Source organism: Devosia equisanguinis (assembly GCF_900631955.1).
GTDB lineage: Bacteria > Pseudomonadota > Alphaproteobacteria > Rhizobiales > Devosiaceae > Devosia > Devosia equisanguinis.
In genome coordinates, this window is record NZ_UZWD01000030.1 from 24,269 (window position 1) to 44,261 (window position 19,993).

Consider the following 19,993-nt stretch of genomic DNA (forward strand, 5'->3'; position numbering starts at 1 on the left):
GGGAGCGCAGGGGCAAAGGCGATGGATGATCGGTGCGCAGTCGCTCATTGCTCGCTCAGCAATTTCTGCACAGCGCTGACCAGCTCTTCGCGCTTGATTTCGAACTGGCCGGGGCGGGCGGCCTTCCATTCGGCATTGTCGGTGATGGCCTGGGCGGCCTGTTTGCCGGCGATCAGGTCCTTGACCTGCAGAATGCCCTGCTCGCGTTCCTGGCTGCCCTCGATGATGACGATGGGCGAGTTGCGCTTGTCGGCATAGGCGACCTGCTTGCCGAAATTCTTGGTGGAGCCGAGGAACATTTCGGCGCGGATGCCGGCCTGGCGCAGTTCGGAGACCATGGCCTGGTAGCGGGCGGTCTGGTCCTTGTCCATGACGAGAACCACGACCGGGCCGACGGGCTCGGTGGCGCCGAGATTGCCGGTGAGTTTGAGCGCATTGGCGAGGCGAGAGACGCCGATGGAAAAGCCGGTGGCCGGGACCGGTTCACGGCGGAAGCGGGAAACGAGACCATCATAGCGGCCACCGCCGCCGACGGAGCCGAAGACTACGTCCTGGCCCTTTTCGTTCTGCACCTTGAAGGTCAGTTCGATCTCGAAGACCGGGCCGGTGTAATATTCGAGGCCGCGGACGACGGACGGGTCGATCTTGATCTTGTCGTCTCCATAGCCGGCGGCGCGAGCCAATAGCTCGATGGTCTGGAGTTCGCTGACGCCCTGGCGGAAATTTTCATTGGCGGCGAAATCGTCCTGCACCTTTCCGAGGGTGAAGGGCTCATCCTTGTGGCCGCCTTCGCCCGGCGTTCCATCGGGGCCGTCCTGGACAACATAGGCATGCAGCACCAGGTCGCGATCCTCGTAGCGGGGGTCCAGTCGCTGCCCCGCAGGGACCATCGAATTGAGATAGCTCAGGATGTAGCGGGCCTGGACGGCCCCAAGGCCGGCTCCGGGCATCCTGGCGCCGCTCTCATCAATACGCCCATGCCGCAAAAGCGCCTCGACACCCTCAAGACCCAGCCGGTCAAACTTGTCGATCGCGCGCAACACGTTGAGCTTCTGCGCGTCGCTGGTGATGCCGGTGGCCGCGAGCACGCCGTCGAGCACCTTGCGGTTATTGACCTTGACCACGTACTTGCCCGCCAGACCCAGTGCATCCATGACGTCGGCCATCATCATGCACATTTCGGCATCGGCTTCGGGGCCTGAGGCACCGACGGTGTCGGCGTCGAACTGCATGAACTGGCGGAAGCGGCCGGGGCCGGGCTTTTCGTTGCGGAACACATAGCCCTGCCGATAGGAGCGGTACGGCTTGGGCAGGGTTTCGAAATTTTCGGCAAAGAAGCGGGCGAGCGGCGCGGTGAGATCATAGCGCAGGCTCATCCACTGCTCGTCATCGTCCTGCAGCGAGAACACGCCGGCATTGGGCCGATCGGTATCGGGCAGGAACTTGCCAAGCGTCTCGGTATATTCGAACAGCGGGGTTTCGACGGGATCGAAGCCATAGCGCTCATAGACGGCCTTGATCTTGTCGATCATGGCGCCCACTGCGGCGATCTCGCCGGGGGTGCGATCTTCGAAACCGCGCGGCAGGCGTGGCGTAATCAGCTTGGGCTTTTCGGACATTGTCGAACCTTGGAAAGTCGTGCCGTTCCTAGCTCATAGGATTTGGCGAGACAACAGCGCTGGGGCGGGAAAGGCGGCCGGGAGGATCCCGACCGCCATGAAAGTTCATTGTCGCTTCCCGTCCTCAAGCCTGGGGACGACCGCAGCCGGGGGCACGGAGAACCATATGAGGGGTTCGTCTGCGGGCGGCAGGCCGACATCTGCACGCAGATAGTCGGGCACATCGCTATAGCCGCGGGGCGTCTGGGCCCACCAGGCGCTGACGGCAGCGCGCAGTACGGCGAACAGGCCACGATGACGCACAGCGTCGGCAATGGAGAATTCGAGACGCAGCACCACGCTGCGCTCGTCGAGCACATTGGAAGACATCGGTGTATCCGGCAAGCAAACGCCCACCGGCCTCTGTTGAGTATGGATTAAGGGCGGAATCCGGACGCGATACGGCTCGGAGTCAGCGTTTGGAGTGGTTGGATATCCGCAGCCAGGCGATCGTCAGATCGAACGGCGGCCCGCGACTGGGTGGACAGCAAGTTTCCCAGCATGGCGGAACGAAACAGTATTCATAAAGCGCCTCCCTGGGTTGGCATTTGCGGATATGCGTGGGTAACTCACGTCCCTGTGAACGGCAAGCGCGGATGTGTCAGGGTGACGCAGCACGCCTTGCAGTGTTGCACGAAAGCCACGACATCCTCCGACATCGAAAGACATTGTTAACCGTTCAAGCCAGCCGATTTTTAACCAAGCCGCTTGACGTGTCCTTGGTTGTTCACCGGCACAATCGCGCGATCATTTGCGGGGATCGGCATGATGATTACAATTCGATTGAAAAAGGCAGCGCTGTTGCTTGGGGCGGCATTGCTGTCGAGCCTGTTCGCAGCACCGGCACAGGCGCAATATCAGGCGGCGTGGCGGTTCAACCCGCCGCCGGGCCTGACCGTGACCACCGAAAAGCCGCGGCACGGGCTGATGCTGCAGGCCAATGTCCAGGTGCATCCGGCCTATATCAAGCAGATCGTCAACTATCCCACCAGCGAGCGCAGCGGCACGGTCGTGGTCGATACGCGGGCGCATTTCCTTTATTTCGTGCTCGGCGACGGGCGGGCCCTGCGCTATGGCATCGGGGTGGCGCGCGACGGTTTTGAATGGTCGGGCACGCATAGGGTAACGCGCAAGGCCGAATGGCCGAGCTGGACGCCGCCGGCGGAAATGCGCAAACGCCAGCCGGGTCTGCCGGCGCGCATGGATGGTGGCCCCAATAATCCGCTCGGCGCCCGCGCGCTCTATCTCGGCTCGACGCTTTATCGCATTCACGGCACCAACGAGCCCTGGTCCATCGGCCAGAACGTGTCGTCGGGCTGCATTCGCATGACCAATGCCGATGTCATCGACCTTTACGGCCGGGTGCAGATGAACACCAAGGTCGTGGTGATGTAGGCAGGCCGGCAGCCTGTCCCGGGGCGGCGAAGACTTGCCGCCCGCTTTCGCATTCAGCTCAATCGGAGAGCAGCCATGTCGGCACCCACAAGCCTCTTGCAGCGTTTCGCGCGCGACGAGCGCGGCGTCTTTGCCGTGATCTTCGGCGTTATGGCGGTGGTGCTGATCGCGCTGGGTGGCGCGGTGGTTGACTATGTGCGGCTCGAACAGACGCGCCAACGCGCGCAAACGGCCCTGGACGCCGCGGTGCTGGCTTTGCAGCCGGACATCCTGGTCGGCGGCATGACGGAAACCCGCATCCGCGAGCGCGCGGAGGCGCTGGTGCTCGAGCGCATCGGCGATAGCGAGGTCGAGGCGAGCATCGACACGGTGCGCATGGACCCCGCGAACGGCTCGCTATTCATCGATGGACATTTCTCGCTGCCGACCATCTTCGTGCAATTGGTGGGTGTCCCGCAGTTGAGGGCCAATTTCAGGGCCGAGGCAGTTCGCGGCGCTCTGGACATCGAGGTCGCTGTCGCGCTCGACGTGACCGGCTCGATGCAGGGCCAGAGAATCGTCGACCTGCGCAATTCCATCACCGATCTGATGGAGGCGGTGGTTGCCGACGACCAGACGCTCAACTATTCGAAAATGGCCCTGATCCCCTACTCACAGGCCGTCAATGCCGGCAGCTATGCCGAAGCCGTGCGCGGCCCCATCCGTGCGCCGGTGGAGACCTCGACCTTTTCCTGGTCAACAGGCACGACGAAAACCATCACCGGGGCGACCAAGGCCAACCCGGTCACCATCACCTCCAACGGCCATGGCTTTTCCGACGGCGACTGGGTCTATATCTGGAACTCAGGGATGGGCCAGATCAGCAACAAGCCGTTCATGGTCACCGGCAAGACCGCCAACACATTCCGGCTTTCGGGTATTGACGGCCGCAACTACACAACGTTTTCAGGCACAGCGTCGGTGATCAAATGCCAGGTTGCCAATTGCAATCTGGTGGTGACCTCGAACAGCCATGGCTTCAACAATGGCGATTACGCCTATTTCACCAATGTCGGCGGATCACACAGCCTCAATGGCAACATCTTCCAAGTTTCAAACGTAACGCCAAATAGCCTGGCTTTGCAAAACACTCCGGCAGGCAATGGCGGCACATACACCAACAATACCGGCCTCATGCATTGTACCTGGCAGACCGTCGCCGAGGGTTGCACCTATTATCGCTACCAGGGCTCAACGGGGCTCTGGCGGCTCAATCCGGTGACCACCTGCGTGACCGAACGGGCCAGCAATGGGCTGACCGATGTCGCCCCGACTGTGTCCTATGTGGGGCGCAATTATCCCCCTGCAGGCAATGGGTGCCTCGCCAATACCATCGTGCCCCTTACCGCGAACAAGGCCGCACTTCGCACGGCAATCAATGCGCTGGCAGCGGTGGGGTCAACCTCGGGCAGTCTGGGCGTGGTGTGGAGCTGGTTGATGCTGTCGCCGAATTTCGCCTATGTCTGGCCCTTCGACAGCCGCCCGGCCGCCTACAACACGAACAATCTGCTCAAGGCTGCCGTCATCATGACCGATGGCGAATTCAACACCGTGCATTGCAATGGCGTGGTGGCGCGCAATTCGACCAGCGGTAGCGGCAGTACAGCTGACCACATCAATTGTAACGCGCCAAATGGCAGCCCATACGCGCAGGCGCAGGCCTATTGCGATGCGATGAAAGCATCGAACATCACCATCTACACTGTCGGCTTTGCCATCAGCGAAGGCACCTCGGCCGCCAATGTGCTGCGCTACTGCGCCAGCGGGGCCAGCAACTACTTCCTGGCCTCGAACGGCGCTCAGCTGCGTGAGGCATTCCGCCAGATCGGCGCCAATATCTCAGCCCTGCGCATCACACGTTGAGGCGCGGGCGCGACTTCGAAACAGTATTTGGGAGGGTGGTACCGCCTCCCCGGATTGAACGGGGGACCTCTAGATCCACAATCTAGCGCTCTAACCAACTGAGCTAAGGCGGCATGGGCAAGTCGGGGGCGGCGCAGGCCTGCGCTCCGAAAGCGGGCGGAACATAGGTCGAGATGACCGGGATGACAAGACCGTTTTTGCGCTGTGGACATCCTATCGCAAAAGCGGCGCCAGCGCGGCGGAAATGACCAATCCTTAGGACATGGCATTTAACCATGACCAGCGATGCAGCCAATGCGGACAGCCCGGCGGACTGGATTCGTCGCAACCGTCACGATATTGAAGAACACTTAATGAACTTCGGACAAGTGTTCCGTAATGATACGGATCGCGTCCGACGCCGCCAGACAAAGGCCGTCCATGGATGACCAGTGGAACACATCGCCGAGTGCCCGCCGCGTGCTGCAGCATGCGGACGATGCGCGCCCGGCCTGGCTGTGGTCCCAGGATGGGCAGCGGCTGCTCTGGTCCAATGCGGCGGCGGGGCTGTATCTGGCCAAGCTGAAAAAGCACGGGCTCAAACGCCTGCCTTTGGCGGTGCCAATCAAGGGACAGGTGCAGCGCATCATTCGGCTGGGTTCGAGCGGCCGCACCAGCCTCGCACGCATCCAGTTCCTCGCCGGGGACAAGCCGGTTTCCGGCACCTGCGCGACCACGCCGCTGCTCTGGGAACATGACGAGTCGGCGCTGCTGATCGTGCATGTCGATCCGATCGCGCAGCAGATCATCGAGGCCGCTCAATCCGATCAGCCAAGCGCGGCAGACGAGCCGCCGCGAGCAATGTTGGTGGACGAGGGCGAGACCGAGGTCGAACAGGACATAGCCGCGACTGCCGAGCCGAGACAGGATGGCGATGAGGCCGAGGCGGGCGAGCCGGTTCAGGCCATGGACGGCACGCCTATTGGCGCCGATCACAGCTATGCGCATGAGCTGCAAAGCTGGCAGGAGACCGACGCCGAGACGGTCTATGAGATCGCCGCACCCGAAAGTGCCGTGCCGGAAAGCCATGATGAGCTGGCCAAGCCGACGCCGGCTGAGGCCGATAGCGGCCCTGAGCCGGAGGCCGCGGCCGAGTCTCACTCGGAAGAGGATGCGAGGGGCGAAGACGCCGAGACCGAGGCGACGCTGGCGGATGTGTCGCAGCGGCTGAGTTCGCTGGTGGACCGGCTGGCGGCACACGACACGCTTTATACGCCGCTGGGCGAAGACGACGACCTGCCACCGATCGCGCCGGTCGAAGAACCCGGATCGACGGATGAGTCTGAAGCCAAAGAGGGAGATGATCTTGCCGCGGCGGAGAGCGAGGGTCCGCTCTATCGGGTGATCGGGCGCGGTTTTACCCCGCTCGAAGCCACCGAACAGGACGGCGCCGAGGACGAGTTCGCCCATTGGGCCGAGGAGCCGGACGCAACTGCCCCCGAGGCCAAGCCCGCCGATGCCGAACAGCAGCTGGATACGGCACTGGCGGAAATCGGCGCGACCGATCCCAGCGATGCCGAGGCCATGGAGCGGGTATCGCGCTACAATTTCGACGAGCTGTCACGGGTGCTCAACGAGCGGGTCGGCGATCGCGGACAGAACCGGGGCCAGGGCCAGGACGGGGAAACTGCGCTGGCGCCGTTGACGTCAGTTGGACCACAATCGGCGGGATCGCTGGTCAATCTGGGCGGCGAGACGCTGGTGCTCAATCGCCTGCCGCTGGGCATTCTGGTGTTCCGCGACCAGCAGGTCTTGTTCGCCAATCGCGCCATCACCGAAATGACCGGCTATGACACGGTGGAGCAATTGCGCAGTGCGGGCCTGGCCGCGGTGTTCCCGGCCACCGGCGCCGATGGTCAGGGCGCGGGTCCGGTCAATCATCTGGTGCAGCGCGACGGCACGCTGGTGCCGGTGACGGCGCGGCTGCAGTCGATTTCCTGGCAGGGCCGACCGGCGTTGATGCTGTCGGCCAGCGCCACTGAAGTGCGAACCGGCCATGAAGATGCGGTGCGCGCCTTTGCCCAAGCCTTTGCCGAAATTCGGGGTGACGGTTTCATCGAAGCCAACCGCAATGGCACGATCAGCGCCGCCAATGGGGTGGCCATATCGCTGCTCGGTTCGAGCACCGTGGTGGGCACGCGGCTTTCAAACCTGGTCGGGGAAGCCGATATCGGGGAATTGCAGGCGTTTCTGGAGCGCCCTGCCCGCTTTGCCGAGACGGCGCGGCCATGCCTCTCGCTTCGCGGGCAGGACGACAAGACCGATATCCTGTTGTTCGCTGTCGGCCAGGCCGGGATTCTCAGCGGCTATTTCGGCTTTGTGCGAGCGCGTGAAGCCGATCTGCCGGCGCCTGCAATCGCCCATGAAGCCGATCCGGCGCTGTTGGCGCGGATCAGCCGTGGGGTGCGTCGGCCGCTCAATACCATTGTCGGCTTTTCCGACCTGATCCGCACCGAGGCCTTCGGGGCGCTCAACAATGAGCGCTATTCCGAATATGCCAAGGATATCTCGCGGGCGGGGCAGGAAATCGCGGCGCTGGTGGATGAGCTGGACGATTATGCACGACTGCGCGATGGGCGTTACCTGCCGCAGCGCGCGAGCCTCGAACTGACCAGCCTGCTGGAAAGCTGCGTCTTGCGCATTCGTGAGCAGGCCAATGTCTCCCGCGTCATCGTGCGCAACGCCATTTCGGAATCGCTGCCGCGCGTTACCGCCGACCGGGCCTCGCTGGCGCAGGCGGTGCTGAACCTGCTGGCCAGCGCCATCGACCAGACCCCGCCAGGCGGCGCCGTAGTCATCTCGGCCCAAGAGATGGACGACAAGGGTATTGCCATCCATGTGCGCGACAGCTCCATCACCGCCATGGACATGGCCGACCGTTTCGTGGTGTTCCGCGATGGCGTCGGCAAGGACGGGCAGGCGCTGACCCCGATCCGCTCCAGCGTCGGGCTGGCGCTGACGCGCTCGCTGCTGGCCGTCAATGCGGTGTCGCTTGCCGTCGATCCGGCCGGGCCGGAGGGGCTGTTGTTTTCACTGCGCATCCCGGCAGACCTGGTGGAGCGGCGCGACCAGGCAGTTCCACAGCAATAAAAGCGGATTTTTATAATCAGCTAATCACTTGTGTTCATTGACAGATTCCACTGCTCCCTTGAACCGTTCTAATCTGTAAGCATTTGTTTTTATTAGCTTTATTGACTTTACCTAAGGCACAGGCCATTAAGCGCCCAGTCAACCGGGGCCTTGACCCCCGATGCAGCAGGAGAAGCAAATGACCAAGACCGCGCGCATTTTCAGCGCCCTTCTGGCGACGACAATGCTGGGCGTTTCCGTCCCGGCCTTCGCCCAGTCCGGCGAAGTCAATATCTACAGCTATCGCGAGCAGAGCCTGCTGCAGCCGCTTCTCGACAAGTTTACCGCCGAAACCGGCATCAAGGCCAATGTGCTCTATGCCGGTGACGGCCTGCTTGACCGCGTCGAAGCCGAAGGCGAACTCTCGCCCGCCGACGTGGTGCTGACCGTCGATATCGGCAATCTGGTGGGCGCCGAGGAAAAAGGCCTGACCCAGAAGATCACCACGCCGGTGCTCGACGAGCGCGTGCCGGCCGCCTATCGCGACGAGGACGACAACTGGACCGCCCTGTCGCTGCGCAGCCGCGTGTTCTACGTCGCCAAGGACCGGGTCGATGCCACCGCCCTCACCTATGAGGACCTGGCTTCGGACGAGTGGAAGGGCCGTCTTTGCACCCGCACCGGCACCCATGCCTACAATATCGGCCTGATCGCCCACTACATCGCCGTCAATGGCGAAGAAAAGGCCCGCGACTGGCTGGGCAAGGTGCGCGACAACCTGGCTTTTGCCCCGACCGGCAATGACCGCCAGCAGGTCAAGTTCCTGCTCGAAGGCTCGTGCGATCTGGCCATCGTCAACACCTACTATATGGGTGCGATGCTGAACAACGAAGCCGAGCCGGAGCAGAAGGATTGGGCGAATGCCGCCCGTATCATCTATCCGGACGCCGAAGGCGCCGGCACCCAGGTGAACGTGGCCGGCGGCTTCATCGCCAAGCACGCCCCCAATGTCGACAACGCCAATGCGCTGATCGGCTTCCTGCTGTCGGACGAAGCGCAGGCGATCTATGCCGATACCAATTACGAATTCCCGGTGGTCCCCGGTGCGCCGATCAACGAGCTGGTCGCCAGCTGGGGCGAGCTCAAGGCCTCGCCGGTGCCGCTGACCCAGGTCGCTGCCAACCGCGCGCTCGCCGCGCAGCTCGTGGACGAGCTGAAGTTCGACGAAGGCCCGCAGAAGTAAGGCACAGGTCGAGTGGGCCGAGGCATTTTGCTGACTTGCCCACTCACCGCACGTCACCCTCGGGCTTGACCCGAGGGCACTTGCCGAACCGACCCTGTGACCAGAACCCTCGGGTCGAGCCCGAGGGTGACGATCTGTGAATGTTGTTGGGCAGATGACTAAATCGGAGTGGAGAGACGGCATAGCGGTCGAGGCCACACAGAGACGATCTGAGCGGACCGGCAGGCGTTTTCGCCTGCCGGTCGTTGCGCTTGTGCTGGTCCTGGTGGTCGGGGTGCCGATCATCTGGCTCGCCATTGCGGCGCTGGGGGCGCTGGGCAGCGGCAGCAATGGACTGACCGCAACCATGTTGCCGACGGCATTGCGCGAAACCGGGCTGCTGATGATCTCGGTGGGGCTGCTGGCGGGCACGGCAGGACTGGTGGCGGCCTGGCTGGTCACCCATTACGAATTCCCGCTGCGGCGGATCTTCGACTGGGCGCTGGTTCTGCCCCTGGCGGTGCCGACCTATCTCGCCGCCTATTCCTATGTGGAATTTCTCGACTTTACCGGCCCGATCCAATCGGCGCTGCGGCCGCTGATCGGGGCACAGACGGTGCGGGATTACTGGTTTCCCGACATACGCAGCCCTTGGGGCGCGGCGCTGGTGCTTTCGGCGGTGCTTTATCCCTATACCTATGTGGCCTGCCGCACCTTCTTTCTGATGCAGTCCACCGCGCTCAGCATTGCGGCGCGCACGCTGGGGGCCAATGGCTGGCGCACTTTCCTCGAAGTGGTGCTGCCGGTGTCGCGACCGGCACTGGTGGTCGGCATGACGCTGGCCATGATGGAAGTGGTCAACGACCTCGGCGCCGTACAGTATTTCGGCATCAATGCCATCACCGCCGTGATCTATTCGACCTGGATCAACCGTTCCGATTTCGGTGGCGCAGCGCAGCTGGCGGTGACGGTGGTGCTGGTCATCGGCCTGCTGATCCTGGCCGAGCAGAAGGCAAGACGGAACCGGGTCTATTCGGCACAGCGCGACAGCCGGGTACCGCCAGCGCGAGAAGTGCTGACGGGCGCGCGCCGCTGGCTGGCCTTCGGCTTTTGCGGTGGCCTGTTTACGCTCGGCTTCGGCATTCCGGCGGGCGAGCTCATTTATCTCTCGCTGCGGCTCCATCACCCCGACACCACGGCGCTGGCGTTTTCGGCGCTGTGGCCGACCATCACGCTGGCCGCCATCGGCGCGGTGGTGACGGTGACGATCGGGCTGCTGGCGGCGCGGATCGGGGAGACCGGTTCAGCGGCGGCGCATGGCATGATCCGCCTGTCGACACTGGGCTATGCCATCCCCGGCACGGTTCTGGCGCTGGGTCTGCTGCAGCCGCTTGGGCAGGCCGATCTCTGGTTCAACCGCATGACCATGGCGCTGTTTGAGTGGCGGCCGGGGCTGATCATTTCCGGGTCGATGGCGGCACTGATCTATGTCTATGCCATCCGGTTTCTCGCCGTCAGCCATTCGACGCTCGACGCGGCGATGCGCAAGCGCGGCCGCTCGATGCTCGATGCCGGGCGGGCTCTCGGCGGCAGCCGGCTGGCCATATTGTTCCGCATCGACCTGCCGACACTGAGCCCGGCGATCCTGTCGGCGGCAACGCTGGTATTCGTCGAAATCGTCAAGGAGCTGCCCGCGACGCTGCTGCTGCGGCCGCTTGGGATAGAGACGCTTTCAACCCTGGTCTATTCGCGCGCCAATGTAGGCCTGTTCGCGCAGGCGGCACTGCCGGCGCTGATGATCGTGCTGGCGGGCCTCGTCCCGGTCATCCTGGCGTCCTGGGCAGGTGATAGGCGGAAAGTTTGACGCGTCAGCGGTACGCGAAGCCCGCACTTTGCTATAGGTAGGGGGTGAGGCAAGGGTCCCATGCCTCGGCTCAAGGAGACCGCAATGCGAACGACGAAGTCCCTGGCGCTGGCAATGGCCGGCCTGTTGCTGGCCACTACCATGGCCGCGGCGCAGCCGACCGAGATCCGAATCGGGGTGGCGCTGGAGCCGCCGGCACTGGACCCCACGGCGGGCGCGGCCGAGGCGATCGACGTCGTCGTCTACCAGAACATTTTCGAGGGCCTGACCCGCATCGACCAGAACGGGGCGGTGCAGCCGGGCCTGGCCGAGAGCTGGACCATTAGCGAAGATGGGCTGAGCTATCGCTTCAGCCTGCATGACGGCGTCACCTTCCATGATGGCACCAGTTTCGATGCCGAGGACGTAAAATTCACCTTCGATCGGCTGCTGGCCGAGAACAGCGTCAATGCGCAGAAGGCGCTCTATGCGCCGATCACGGCCGTGACAGTGATCGATCCGCTGACTGTTGAGTTCACCCTGTCGCGGCCGGACGGGCTGTTCCTGTTCAATCTCGGGCGCGGCGATGCGGTGATCGTGGCGCCGGAAAGCGCCGATAACAATGCTAGCGAGCCAATCGGCACCGGGCCGTTCGCCTTCCTGCAGTGGGATCGCGGCAGCCGGGTGATCCTCGAACAATACGGCCCCTATTGGGGCGACAAGCCTTCGCTGACCAAGGCGAGCTATGTTTTCATCTCCGACACCGCGACGATGACCAATGCGCTGTTGGCCGGAGATATCGACGGCACCAATAATTTCGCGCCCGAGGCGCTGGCCATTTTCGAGGGCAATCCGCAGTTCAAGGTGCTGGTGGGGTCGACAGAGGGCGAGACCATTCTCGCCACCAATAACCGCAAGGCGCCATTCGACAATCTCAAGGTGCGCCAAGCCATCGCCCATGGGCTGGACCGGGCCGAGATCATCGAGGGTGCAACCTATGGCTATGGCGTGCCGATCGGCACGCATTTCGCGCCGCACCACCCCTATTATCTCGATCTCACCAATACCTATCCCTATGATCCGGCAGCGGCCAAAGCGCTGCTGGCCGAGGCGGGTTTTCCAGATGGATTTTCCGCCACGCTGAAGCTGCCGCCAGTGGCCTATGCCCGGCTTTCCGGGCAGATCATTGCCAGCCAACTGGCCCAGGTGGGCATCAAGCTGGAGCTCATCAATGTGGAGTGGGCGCAGTGGTTGGAAGACGTGTTGACAAACAAGGACTTCGACCTGACCATCGTGAGCCATGTCGAGCCCTTCGACATTGGCATCTATGCCAATCCCGACTACTACTTCGGCTATAACAATTCCGAAGTTCAGGCCCTGAACGAGACGCTGAATGCGACCACCGACGAGGCGCAGCGCAAGGCGTTGGCTGGAGAAATCCAGACCATCATCGCCCGCGATGCAGTCAACGGCTATCTGTTTGAGCTGGCCCAGACTGGCGTGTGGAACGCCAAGCTGGATGGCATGTGGCCGAATGCGCCCGTCGAAGGCGTCGTGCTGCGCGACATTCACTGGACGGAGTAAGCCCAACCACCGCGCCGACCGGCCCAGGCTGGTCGGCCTATGAGCGTTTATCTGCTGCGGCGCTTCGGCGGGTTCGTGGTGACGCTGGTCGTGGCTGCGGCCATTATCTTCTTCTTGCTCGACTTGCTGCCGGGTGACCCTGCCCGCTTCATCCTGGGGATCAATGCCAGCCCGGATGCGGTTGCGGCGCTGCGCCAGCAGATGGGACTCGACGCACCGGCCGGCCAGCGCTTCCTCGGCTGGATCTGGGGCATGCTGCAGGGCGATTTCGGCGTTTCGCATACCCAGCGCGCGCCCGTCGCCCGACTGATCGCCGAACGCCTGGCCGTCACCCTGCCGCTGAGCGTGTTTGCCATGATCATTTCGGTGGCGGTGGGTTTGCCCATTGGCATTATCGCGGCGCGTCGGCGTGGAAAATTCACCGATACGGCGCTGATGGTGATGGCTCAGACCGGGGTTGCGGTGCCCAATTTCTGGTTCGGCATGCTGCTGACGCTGCTCTTTGCGGTGACATTGCACTGGCTGCCGACCGGCGGCTTCACGCCCTGGGACGAGGATGTGTGGAAGGCGCTGCGCGGGCTGATCCTGCCCAGCCTGGCGCTGGCTTTGCCGCAGGCTTCGATCCTGGCGCGGGTGATGCGCACGGCCCTGGTTGATGTGGCGGGGCAGGATTTCATCCGCACCGCGCGCGCCAAGGGCATGACCATGGGCGAGGCGCTGTGGCGGCACGGCGTGCGCAATGCGCTGCTGCCGGTACTGACCATATTGGGGCTGCAGTTCGGCTATCTGGTCGCCGGCACCATCGTGGTCGAAAACGTGTTCTTCCTGCCCGGGCTGGGTCGGCTGATCTTCACCGCCATTTCCGAGCGCGACCTGGTGCTGGTGCGCAGCGCGACCATTGTGTTGGTGGTGATGGTCAGCATCACCATGCTGCTGGTGGACCTGGCCTATACGCTGGTCGATCCGCGCCTGCGGAGGGCTGGCTCATGAGCTGGCGGCAGCTGATGCGCCATCCAAGCCTGGTCATAGGGCTCTTCGTGGCGCTGGTCTTCGCGCTGCTCGGGTTGGTCTCGCTGTGGTGGACACCCTTCCCCATCGAGCAGATCGCCATTGCCCGGCGCTTTGCCGGTCCGAGCGCCACCCATTGGCTGGGCACCGACCATTTGGGGCGGGACCTGTTGTCGCTGGTGATGAGCGGGACGCTGACCAGCTTCATGGTCGCGGTGCTGGCAGTGGGCATTGGCATCGGTATCGGGGTGCCCATGGGGCTGGCCGCTGCGGCCTGGGGCGGGATGGTGGAATGGGTGGTGCTGCGCTTCTCGGACCTGACCTTTGCCTTTCCCTCGGTGATCGTCGCCATCCTGATCACCACGCTGATGGGACCGGGCGAGATCAATGCCATTGTCGCCATCGGCATTTTCAATATTCCGGTGTTTGCGCGCGTGGCGCGCGGCGGGGCGCTGGCCATTGCCACGCTTGACTATGTGGCGGCGGCGCGGCTGGCCGGATTGGGTAATGCCGCCATCGCCATGCGGCATCTGTTGCCAAACATCATGAGCCTCATCATCGTCCAGGGCACCATCCAATTGTCGCTCGGCATATTGGCGGAGGCGGGACTCTCCTATGTGGGGCTGGGCACGCAGCCGCCGGGCACCAGTCTTGGTCTGATGCTGCGCGATGCGCAGAGCCTGTTCCTCATCCATCCCTGGCTGAGCGTGGTACCGGGGCTGACCATCGTCTTCATCGTCATTGCGCTCAACATTGCCGGGGACGGGCTGCGCGACGCCATCGATCCGCGCCTGCGGCAGGAGGGGCTGGGCCATGCCGCTGGTTGAAATCGAGCATCTCACCATTGCCTTTGCCGGCCGCGAGGCGGTGAGCGAGCTGTCGCTGACCATTGGCCGGGGTGACCGGTTCGGCATTATCGGGGAGAGCGGATCGGGCAAGTCGCTGACGGCGCTCAGCATTGCCGGGCTGTTGCCGGAAACCGCGACGGCGCGCGGCAGCGTGCGCTTCGATGGCGCGGATTTACCGACCGACGAATTGACCATGGCGCGGCTGCGCGGCAGGCGCATGGGGATGGTATTCCAAGAGCCGATGACGGCGCTCAATCCGCTGATGACCATTGGCGAGCAGATTGCCGAAAGCGTGCGTTTTTCGGGGACGGACAGCCCGCAGATCGAGCTGCCGAGCCTGTTGACCGAGGTTGGTTTGTTGCCGGTGCATGCGCAGCGTTATCCGCACCAATTGTCGGGCGGGCAGCGCCAGCGCGCCATGATTGCCATGGCGCTGGCCGGCAATGCGGACTTGCTGATCGCCGATGAACCGACCTCGGCGCTCGACACCATCACCCAGCGCAAGGTGCTCGACCTGATTGCAGAGATCTGCCAGCGGCGGCGGATGACGCTGTTGTTCATCAGCCACGACATCCGGGCAGTGCGGGCGCTGTGCACCAGGGTGGCGGTGATGCAGGGGGGCAGGCTGGTTGAGTGCGGGGACGCCGAAGCGGTGCTCTCCACGCCACAGGCGGACTATACAAGGCGCCTGCTAGAGGCCAGCCGCATCGAAAGACGGCCACGCGCCCATATGCCGCTTGGCGCCCAACCGCTGTTGAGCATCGACAATGTCAGCCGGGACTATCGGCAGGACGGGCTGTTCGGCTGGTGGCAGCCTCCGACACGGGCAGTGGACAATGCCAGTTTCAGCGTCGGCGCCGGCGAATGCGTGGCGCTGGTGGGACCTTCGGGTTGCGGCAAGACCACGCTGGCGCGCATGGTGGTGGGCCTGGACCGGGTCAGCAGCGGACAAATGGTGCTCGATGGCGTGACCTATCATGGCAAGGACCTGCCGGCACGATTGCGGGCCGACATGTCGCTGGTGTTCCAGGACCCGTTCGGCAGTTTCGACCCACGCATGACCATCGGCGAGTCGATCGGGGAGCCGCTGCATCTGCTGGGGCAGCGGGCCTCAATGGAGCGGCAGGCCCGGCTGGTAGAGGCGGTGACGGCGGTGGGGCTGGATGCGGGCATGCTGGAGCGCTATCCGCACGAATTTTCAGGTGGGCAGCGGCAGCGCCTCGCCATCGCCCGGGCGCTGGTGACGCGGCCGCGCCTGCTGGTTCTCGACGAGCCGGTATCGGCGCTCGACATGTCGGTGCGGGGCGAGGTGTTGCGTCTGCTGTCGCGGCTGCAGGCCGAGCACGGGCTCACCTATCTCATCATCAGCCACGATCTCGATATGGTCGCGGCCATGGCCGATCGGGTGCTGGTGATGGAAGCCGGGCGGATCGTCGAGGAAGGCCCGCCCGAGCGCCTGTTTGCCGAGCCGCAGCACCAGCTGACCCAGGCGCTGGTGGCAGCACGCTTGCCCGACGCGGCCTGATCGATCAGGCGGCGGCGCCGCAGCAGTGCTTGTACTTCTTGCCGGAGCCGCAGGTGCAGGGATCGTTGCGGCCGACGCTGACAACGCGCACGGGAGCCGGTTTCTGCAGGCGCGCGTCATAGAGCGCCATGGCCACCATGGGGAGCGCATCAGGCACGTCGGCAAGGGCGGTTTCGAGTTCCTTGCGTGCGTCTTCAGACATAGCCTCGTCGCCCAGATCGGCTTCGACCAGGGACATGGCCATGGTGAGAATTTCCATGGCCCGGGCGGTGTTGTCATCGGGTGGGCTCTTGAGCAGACGCTCCCAGGGCTTGATCCGCAGCACCATGGCCGCCTCGAAACCCAAAAGCCAAAATTGCCAGACCACCTCGCCGGTATCGTCATCCACTTCGTAGAGCGGCGCATATTCGCCAGCGCCAAGCTCGGTGGCGGTAGTCTCGGCGCGCTGCAGGATCAGGCGGACCAATTCGTCACGGTCGACGCCGAGCTCGGCAAGATCGACATCGTCATGCCAGACTTCTGCCAACCACTCGTCCTGTGGAACCGCCTGCGGGCCAACCGTCAGCCCACAGAGGAAACCGTCGAGCTCGGAGAGCGCCATGGCCTCTTCATCGAGCTGGCCGAGCATGGTTTCCAGCCGGGTGAGGTTCTCGTCGAGGTCAGCAGCTTTGAGCGTCATAGGCGGTCTCCCGGCGGGCTTCGAATCGCCCGCCAGACATGTTTACGCGATCAGCGCGTATTGTGCAGCAGGCCCTGGAACGAGCGGTAGCTGGCCTTGGGGCTGCGCTTTTGCGTCTGGTAGTCGACATGGACGAGCCCGAAGCGCTTGTTGTAGCCCTCGGCCCACTCGTAATTGTCGAGCAGCGACCAGGCGAAATAGCCGCGCACATCGGCCCCGGCTTCGCGGGCGGCCAGTACGGCCTTGAGGTGGTCGTCATAATATTGGATGCGGCGCGGATCGTCGTCGCCTTCGACCTCGGCCATGCCATTCTCGGTGACGTAGACCGGGATCTTGGTGTAGTCTTTGGAGACGCGCACCAGGAGGTCGGACAAGCCCTGGGGATAGATTTCCCAGCCGATATCGGTCTTTTCGAGTGGGCCCTTGACCTGCTCGGTGGGGCGACCGGGCACGGTGGAGGCCTGGTAGAGGCCGCGGGTGTAGTAATTGACGCCCAGCCAATCGAGCGGGCGCGACACCACATCCATATCGGCCTGGTAGTTTTCGGGCAGATAGGGCGCGAGCCACTCGGTGAGCTCGGCGGGATATTGGCCCTTGAACACTCCGCCAAGATACCAGCGGTTGAACAGGGCATCGCCGAAATTGCAGGCGGCCTTGTCGGCTTCGCTGTCGCTGGCCGGCTCGGCCTTTTCGAGGTTGAGTACGATGCCAAGGTTCTTGGCGCCGCCGGCGCGCAGCGCATCGATGGCGGTGCCATGGGCATAAAGCACGTGGTGCATGGCGCGGGCGGCGGCGCGCAGGTCGCGATAGCCGGGGGCATGCACGCCGAGAAAATGGCTGAGGAAAGCGACGCACCAGGGTTCGTTGATGGTGGCGGTTGCCGTCAGGCGATCGCCGAACTTTTCGGCCACCAGCGTGGCGTAGTCGGCGAACCAGTTGGCGATATCGCGGTTCATCCAGCCGCCGCGATCCTGCAGGGTCGAGGGCAGGTCCCAGTGATAAAGGGTGGCATAGGGTTTGATGCCCCGCTCCAGCATGCCGTCGATGAGCCGGTCGTAGAAATCGACGCCGGCCTGGTTGACGGCGCCGGTGCCTTCGGGGATCAGGCGCGGCCAGGCAAAGGAGAAGCGATAGGCGTCAAAACCGCCATCGCGGATCAGGTCGAGATCGGCTGGCCAGAGCTCGTAGTGATTGCAGGCATCGCGGCCGGTATCGCCATTGTGCACATTGCCCGGCGTGGCGGAGAAGCTGTCCCAGATGCACTGGCCGCGGCCATCGCCCTGCCCGCCTTCGATCTGATAGGCAGCGGTGGCAACGCCAAAGGTGAAATCGGGGCCGAATGCCCGGCGCTCAAACGAAAACAAATTCCCCTCCATGGCGGCATGCGCCGATCAGTGGACAAGCCGGATAGCATCGGAAGAATGGCTAATGCAATCGATTTAACCGAGGAGTCCGGTCAAAGTGCCAGAGTGTTGCGCAGGTAGTTATCCACCTGGTCGAGCAGCGTTGCCGGCAGCTGCCCGATCGGCTCAGCGACTACGGCTTCGACTGTCGCCATTTTGGCGGTGCGAAAGAGCGACGGCGCCGGCAGCCCAAAGTCAGAATGGCCTTCCACCAGTGCAATATCCCCGGCCAACGACGATTGCCGGCACTGGTGATCATCAGCACCCAAAGCAGATGCGAATTCTCGGAGAATGCCTTCGAGGAGACGACCAAAGCAGGGCGAAATTGCTCGATGGGCCGGTTGGTGTAAGGAAATGGCACCCGGACGATGACGCCGCGCTCAAAGCTTGGCATAGGCCGCGCGGTCTGCGTCGCTGTCCCATTCGGAAAAGGCAGCAAACGGGTCGTCGGCCGGCACGGCATTGGCGCGGCTGATGGTAACGCGGCCATTGCCGATGACGTAGGCAATCTCGTCGCCGACACTGAGCCGCAGCGCCTTGCGCACGGGCTCGGGAATGGTCGTTTGGGCTTTATCCGTCATCTTGCTGTTGATCATCGCCAAACCTCCAGCAGCAAATCTAGTCAAAACAGGCCGCCCCGCCAAGGGCATCGGCAATTTAGCCCCGGATCAGCGGCAAAAGTCGGCTGGCAATGGCGCGGTAGGCGGCGGCTTCGGGGCCGGTGGGGACAGCGGCGACGGGCGGGGTGCCGGCGTCAGAGCCTTCGCGGATCGACATGACCAATGGCACCGCGCCGAGGAAAGAAATGTCGAGCTTTTCGGCGGCTTTCTCCGCCCCGCCGGAGCCGAAGATGTCGTAACGCGCGCCGGTATCCGGGGCGATGAAGTAGCTCATGTTTTCGACCAGGCCCAGCACCGGCACGGCCATGCGGCGCAGCATGTCGATGGCCTTTTGCGCATCGATCAAAGCGAGGTCCTGCGGGGTGGAGACGATGACGACGCCATCGACAATGGTCTGCTGGAACAGGGCGATGTGGATATCGCCGGTGCCGGGCGGCAGATCGATGACCAGGACGTCGAGATCGCCCCAGGCAGTTTCGCGCAGCAATTGGCGGAGGCCCGAAGTGGCCATGGGACCGCGCCAGACCACGGCCTGACCGGGCACCAGCATGGAGCCGATGGAAATGGCCTTGAGTCCGAAGGCCTCATGCGGGGCGAAAATCCCGTCATCGCGAATGGCGGGCTGGCCCTCAATGCCGAGGAGTTTCGGAATGGATGGGCCATAGAGATCGGCATCGAGCACGCCGACCCTGAGCCCCTCGGCGGCGAGGGACAGAGCCAGATTGATGGCAGTGGTTGATTTGCCGACGCCACCCTTGCCGGAGCCGACGGCGATGATGCGCTTGACCCCGGGCACGCGGGTCTTGCCCTGTGGCTGGGGCGCGCCATGGCCGAACTTTGGGGCGTTGGATTTTTCGGCGGTGATCGAGACCATCACCTTGCGAGAGCCACCCAATTGCTGCGCCAGTTTCTGGGCGTGCTCGCGGGCCGGGCCGAAGGCGGCTTCCATTCCCGATGCAACGGCAATGGCAAAGGCGATTGCGCCGGGGGTGACGATGATCTCGGAGAGACCCGCATAGCCCGCGAGGTCGCCGCCGCCGGGGATTTCCACCTGTGCGAGCGCGGCTTTGATCTGGGCGGAGAGTTCGATGTCGGCCATGGCAAGTCTCGAAAGAAGAAGACCTCACCCTTGAGCTTGTCGAGGGCGAGGTCTTTGTTGTGCCTCAAGGTTCGACAAGCTCACCTTGAGTTATCTATG

The 19,993-nt window shown here is 63.6% G+C and carries 16 protein-coding genes and 1 tRNA gene; 9 read left to right on the top strand and 8 right to left on the bottom strand.

The window, feature by feature from the left end:
* Positions 1-44: 44 nt before the first annotated feature.
* On the bottom strand, positions 45-1,619 hold the full coding sequence (hisS, locus tag DEVEQU_RS12110; RefSeq protein ID WP_126150848.1) for a histidine--tRNA ligase: 1,575 nt from the start codon (positions 1,617-1,619) through the stop codon (positions 45-47).
* 105 nt (positions 1,620-1,724) lie between these two features.
* On the bottom strand, positions 1,725-1,988 hold the full coding sequence (locus DEVEQU_RS12115) for a hypothetical protein (RefSeq protein ID WP_126150849.1): 264 nt from the start codon (positions 1,986-1,988) through the stop codon (positions 1,725-1,727).
* Between the two features lie 435 nt (positions 1,989-2,423).
* Here DEVEQU_RS12115 and DEVEQU_RS12120 point away from each other — a divergent pair, with 435 nt between their 5' ends.
* The gene (locus DEVEQU_RS12120; RefSeq protein WP_126150850.1) at positions 2,424-3,053 is read left to right on the top strand and encodes a L,D-transpeptidase; all 630 of its coding nucleotides are present in this window, start codon (positions 2,424-2,426) and stop codon (positions 3,051-3,053) included.
* A gap of 75 nt (positions 3,054-3,128) precedes the next feature.
* Positions 3,129-4,955 (top strand): TadE/TadG family type IV pilus assembly protein, encoded by a 1,827-nt coding sequence (locus DEVEQU_RS12125; RefSeq protein ID WP_126150851.1) that lies wholly within the window; start codon positions 3,129-3,131, stop codon positions 4,953-4,955.
* 36 nt (positions 4,956-4,991) lie between these two features.
* On the opposite strand, the gene DEVEQU_RS12130 is transcribed toward DEVEQU_RS12125, so the two are convergent.
* Positions 4,992-5,068, bottom strand: a tRNA-His gene (locus DEVEQU_RS12130).
* A 265-nt stretch (positions 5,069-5,333) separates the two neighbouring features.
* Here DEVEQU_RS12130 and DEVEQU_RS12140 point away from each other — a divergent pair.
* The 7 genes from DEVEQU_RS12140 to DEVEQU_RS12170 all read left to right on the top strand — a co-directional run bounded on the left by DEVEQU_RS12140 (position 5,334) and on the right by DEVEQU_RS12170 (position 16,093).
* Complete coding sequence (locus DEVEQU_RS12140) at positions 5,334-8,084, top strand: histidine kinase dimerization/phospho-acceptor domain-containing protein (protein WP_164550376.1); 2,751 nt, start codon at positions 5,334-5,336, stop codon at positions 8,082-8,084.
* 178 nt (positions 8,085-8,262) lie between these two features.
* Positions 8,263-9,306 carry an extracellular solute-binding protein gene (locus tag DEVEQU_RS12145; RefSeq protein ID WP_126150854.1) on the top strand — a complete coding sequence of 348 codons (1,044 nt, stop codon included), beginning with the start codon at positions 8,263-8,265 and terminating at the stop codon, positions 9,304-9,306.
* Between the two features lie 274 nt (positions 9,307-9,580).
* Positions 9,581-11,149, top strand: coding sequence for an ABC transporter permease (locus tag DEVEQU_RS12150; RefSeq protein WP_164550377.1), 1,569 nt, complete (start codon positions 9,581-9,583; stop codon positions 11,147-11,149).
* Between the two features lie 84 nt (positions 11,150-11,233).
* Positions 11,234-12,712: an ABC transporter substrate-binding protein gene (locus DEVEQU_RS12155; RefSeq protein WP_126150856.1), complete on the top strand. Its 1,479-nt coding sequence runs from the start codon at positions 11,234-11,236 to the stop codon at positions 12,710-12,712.
* A 39-nt stretch (positions 12,713-12,751) separates the two neighbouring features.
* Positions 12,752-13,702, top strand: coding sequence for an ABC transporter permease (locus tag DEVEQU_RS12160; protein ID WP_126150857.1), 951 nt, complete (start codon positions 12,752-12,754; stop codon positions 13,700-13,702).
* Positions 13,699-14,547, top strand: a complete 849-nt coding sequence (locus tag DEVEQU_RS12165) for an ABC transporter permease (protein WP_206437839.1) — start codon at positions 13,699-13,701, stop codon at positions 14,545-14,547. The genes DEVEQU_RS12160 and DEVEQU_RS12165 overlap by 4 nt, the downstream gene beginning before the upstream one ends.
* On the top strand, positions 14,534-16,093 hold the full coding sequence (locus DEVEQU_RS12170) for a dipeptide ABC transporter ATP-binding protein (protein WP_126150858.1): 1,560 nt from the start codon (positions 14,534-14,536) through the stop codon (positions 16,091-16,093). Before DEVEQU_RS12165 ends, DEVEQU_RS12170 begins: the two co-directional genes overlap by 14 nt.
* Positions 16,094-16,097: 4 nt before the next feature.
* Here the strand turns inward: DEVEQU_RS12170 and DEVEQU_RS12175 are convergent, their stop codons facing one another.
* The 5 genes from DEVEQU_RS12175 to DEVEQU_RS12195 all read right to left on the bottom strand — a co-directional run bounded on the left by DEVEQU_RS12175 (position 16,098) and on the right by DEVEQU_RS12195 (position 19,894).
* Complete coding sequence (locus DEVEQU_RS12175) at positions 16,098-16,772, bottom strand: UPF0149 family protein (protein WP_126150904.1); 675 nt, start codon at positions 16,770-16,772, stop codon at positions 16,098-16,100.
* A gap of 50 nt (positions 16,773-16,822) precedes the next feature.
* Positions 16,823-18,136, bottom strand: coding sequence for a GH1 family beta-glucosidase (locus DEVEQU_RS12180; RefSeq protein ID WP_223214205.1), 1,314 nt, complete (start codon positions 18,134-18,136; stop codon positions 16,823-16,825).
* A 172-nt stretch (positions 18,137-18,308) separates the two neighbouring features.
* On the bottom strand, positions 18,309-18,638 hold the full coding sequence (locus DEVEQU_RS20315; protein WP_386849529.1) for a type II toxin-antitoxin system PemK/MazF family toxin: 330 nt from the start codon (positions 18,636-18,638) through the stop codon (positions 18,309-18,311).
* On the bottom strand, positions 18,556-18,771 hold the full coding sequence (locus DEVEQU_RS12190; RefSeq protein ID WP_126150860.1) for a type II toxin-antitoxin system PrlF family antitoxin: 216 nt from the start codon (positions 18,769-18,771) through the stop codon (positions 18,556-18,558). The genes DEVEQU_RS20315 and DEVEQU_RS12190 overlap by 83 nt, the downstream gene beginning before the upstream one ends.
* 61 nt (positions 18,772-18,832) lie before the next feature.
* Positions 18,833-19,894 (bottom strand): Mrp/NBP35 family ATP-binding protein, encoded by a 1,062-nt coding sequence (locus DEVEQU_RS12195; RefSeq protein WP_126150861.1) that lies wholly within the window; start codon positions 19,892-19,894, stop codon positions 18,833-18,835.
* Positions 19,895-19,993 lie beyond the last annotated feature (99 nt).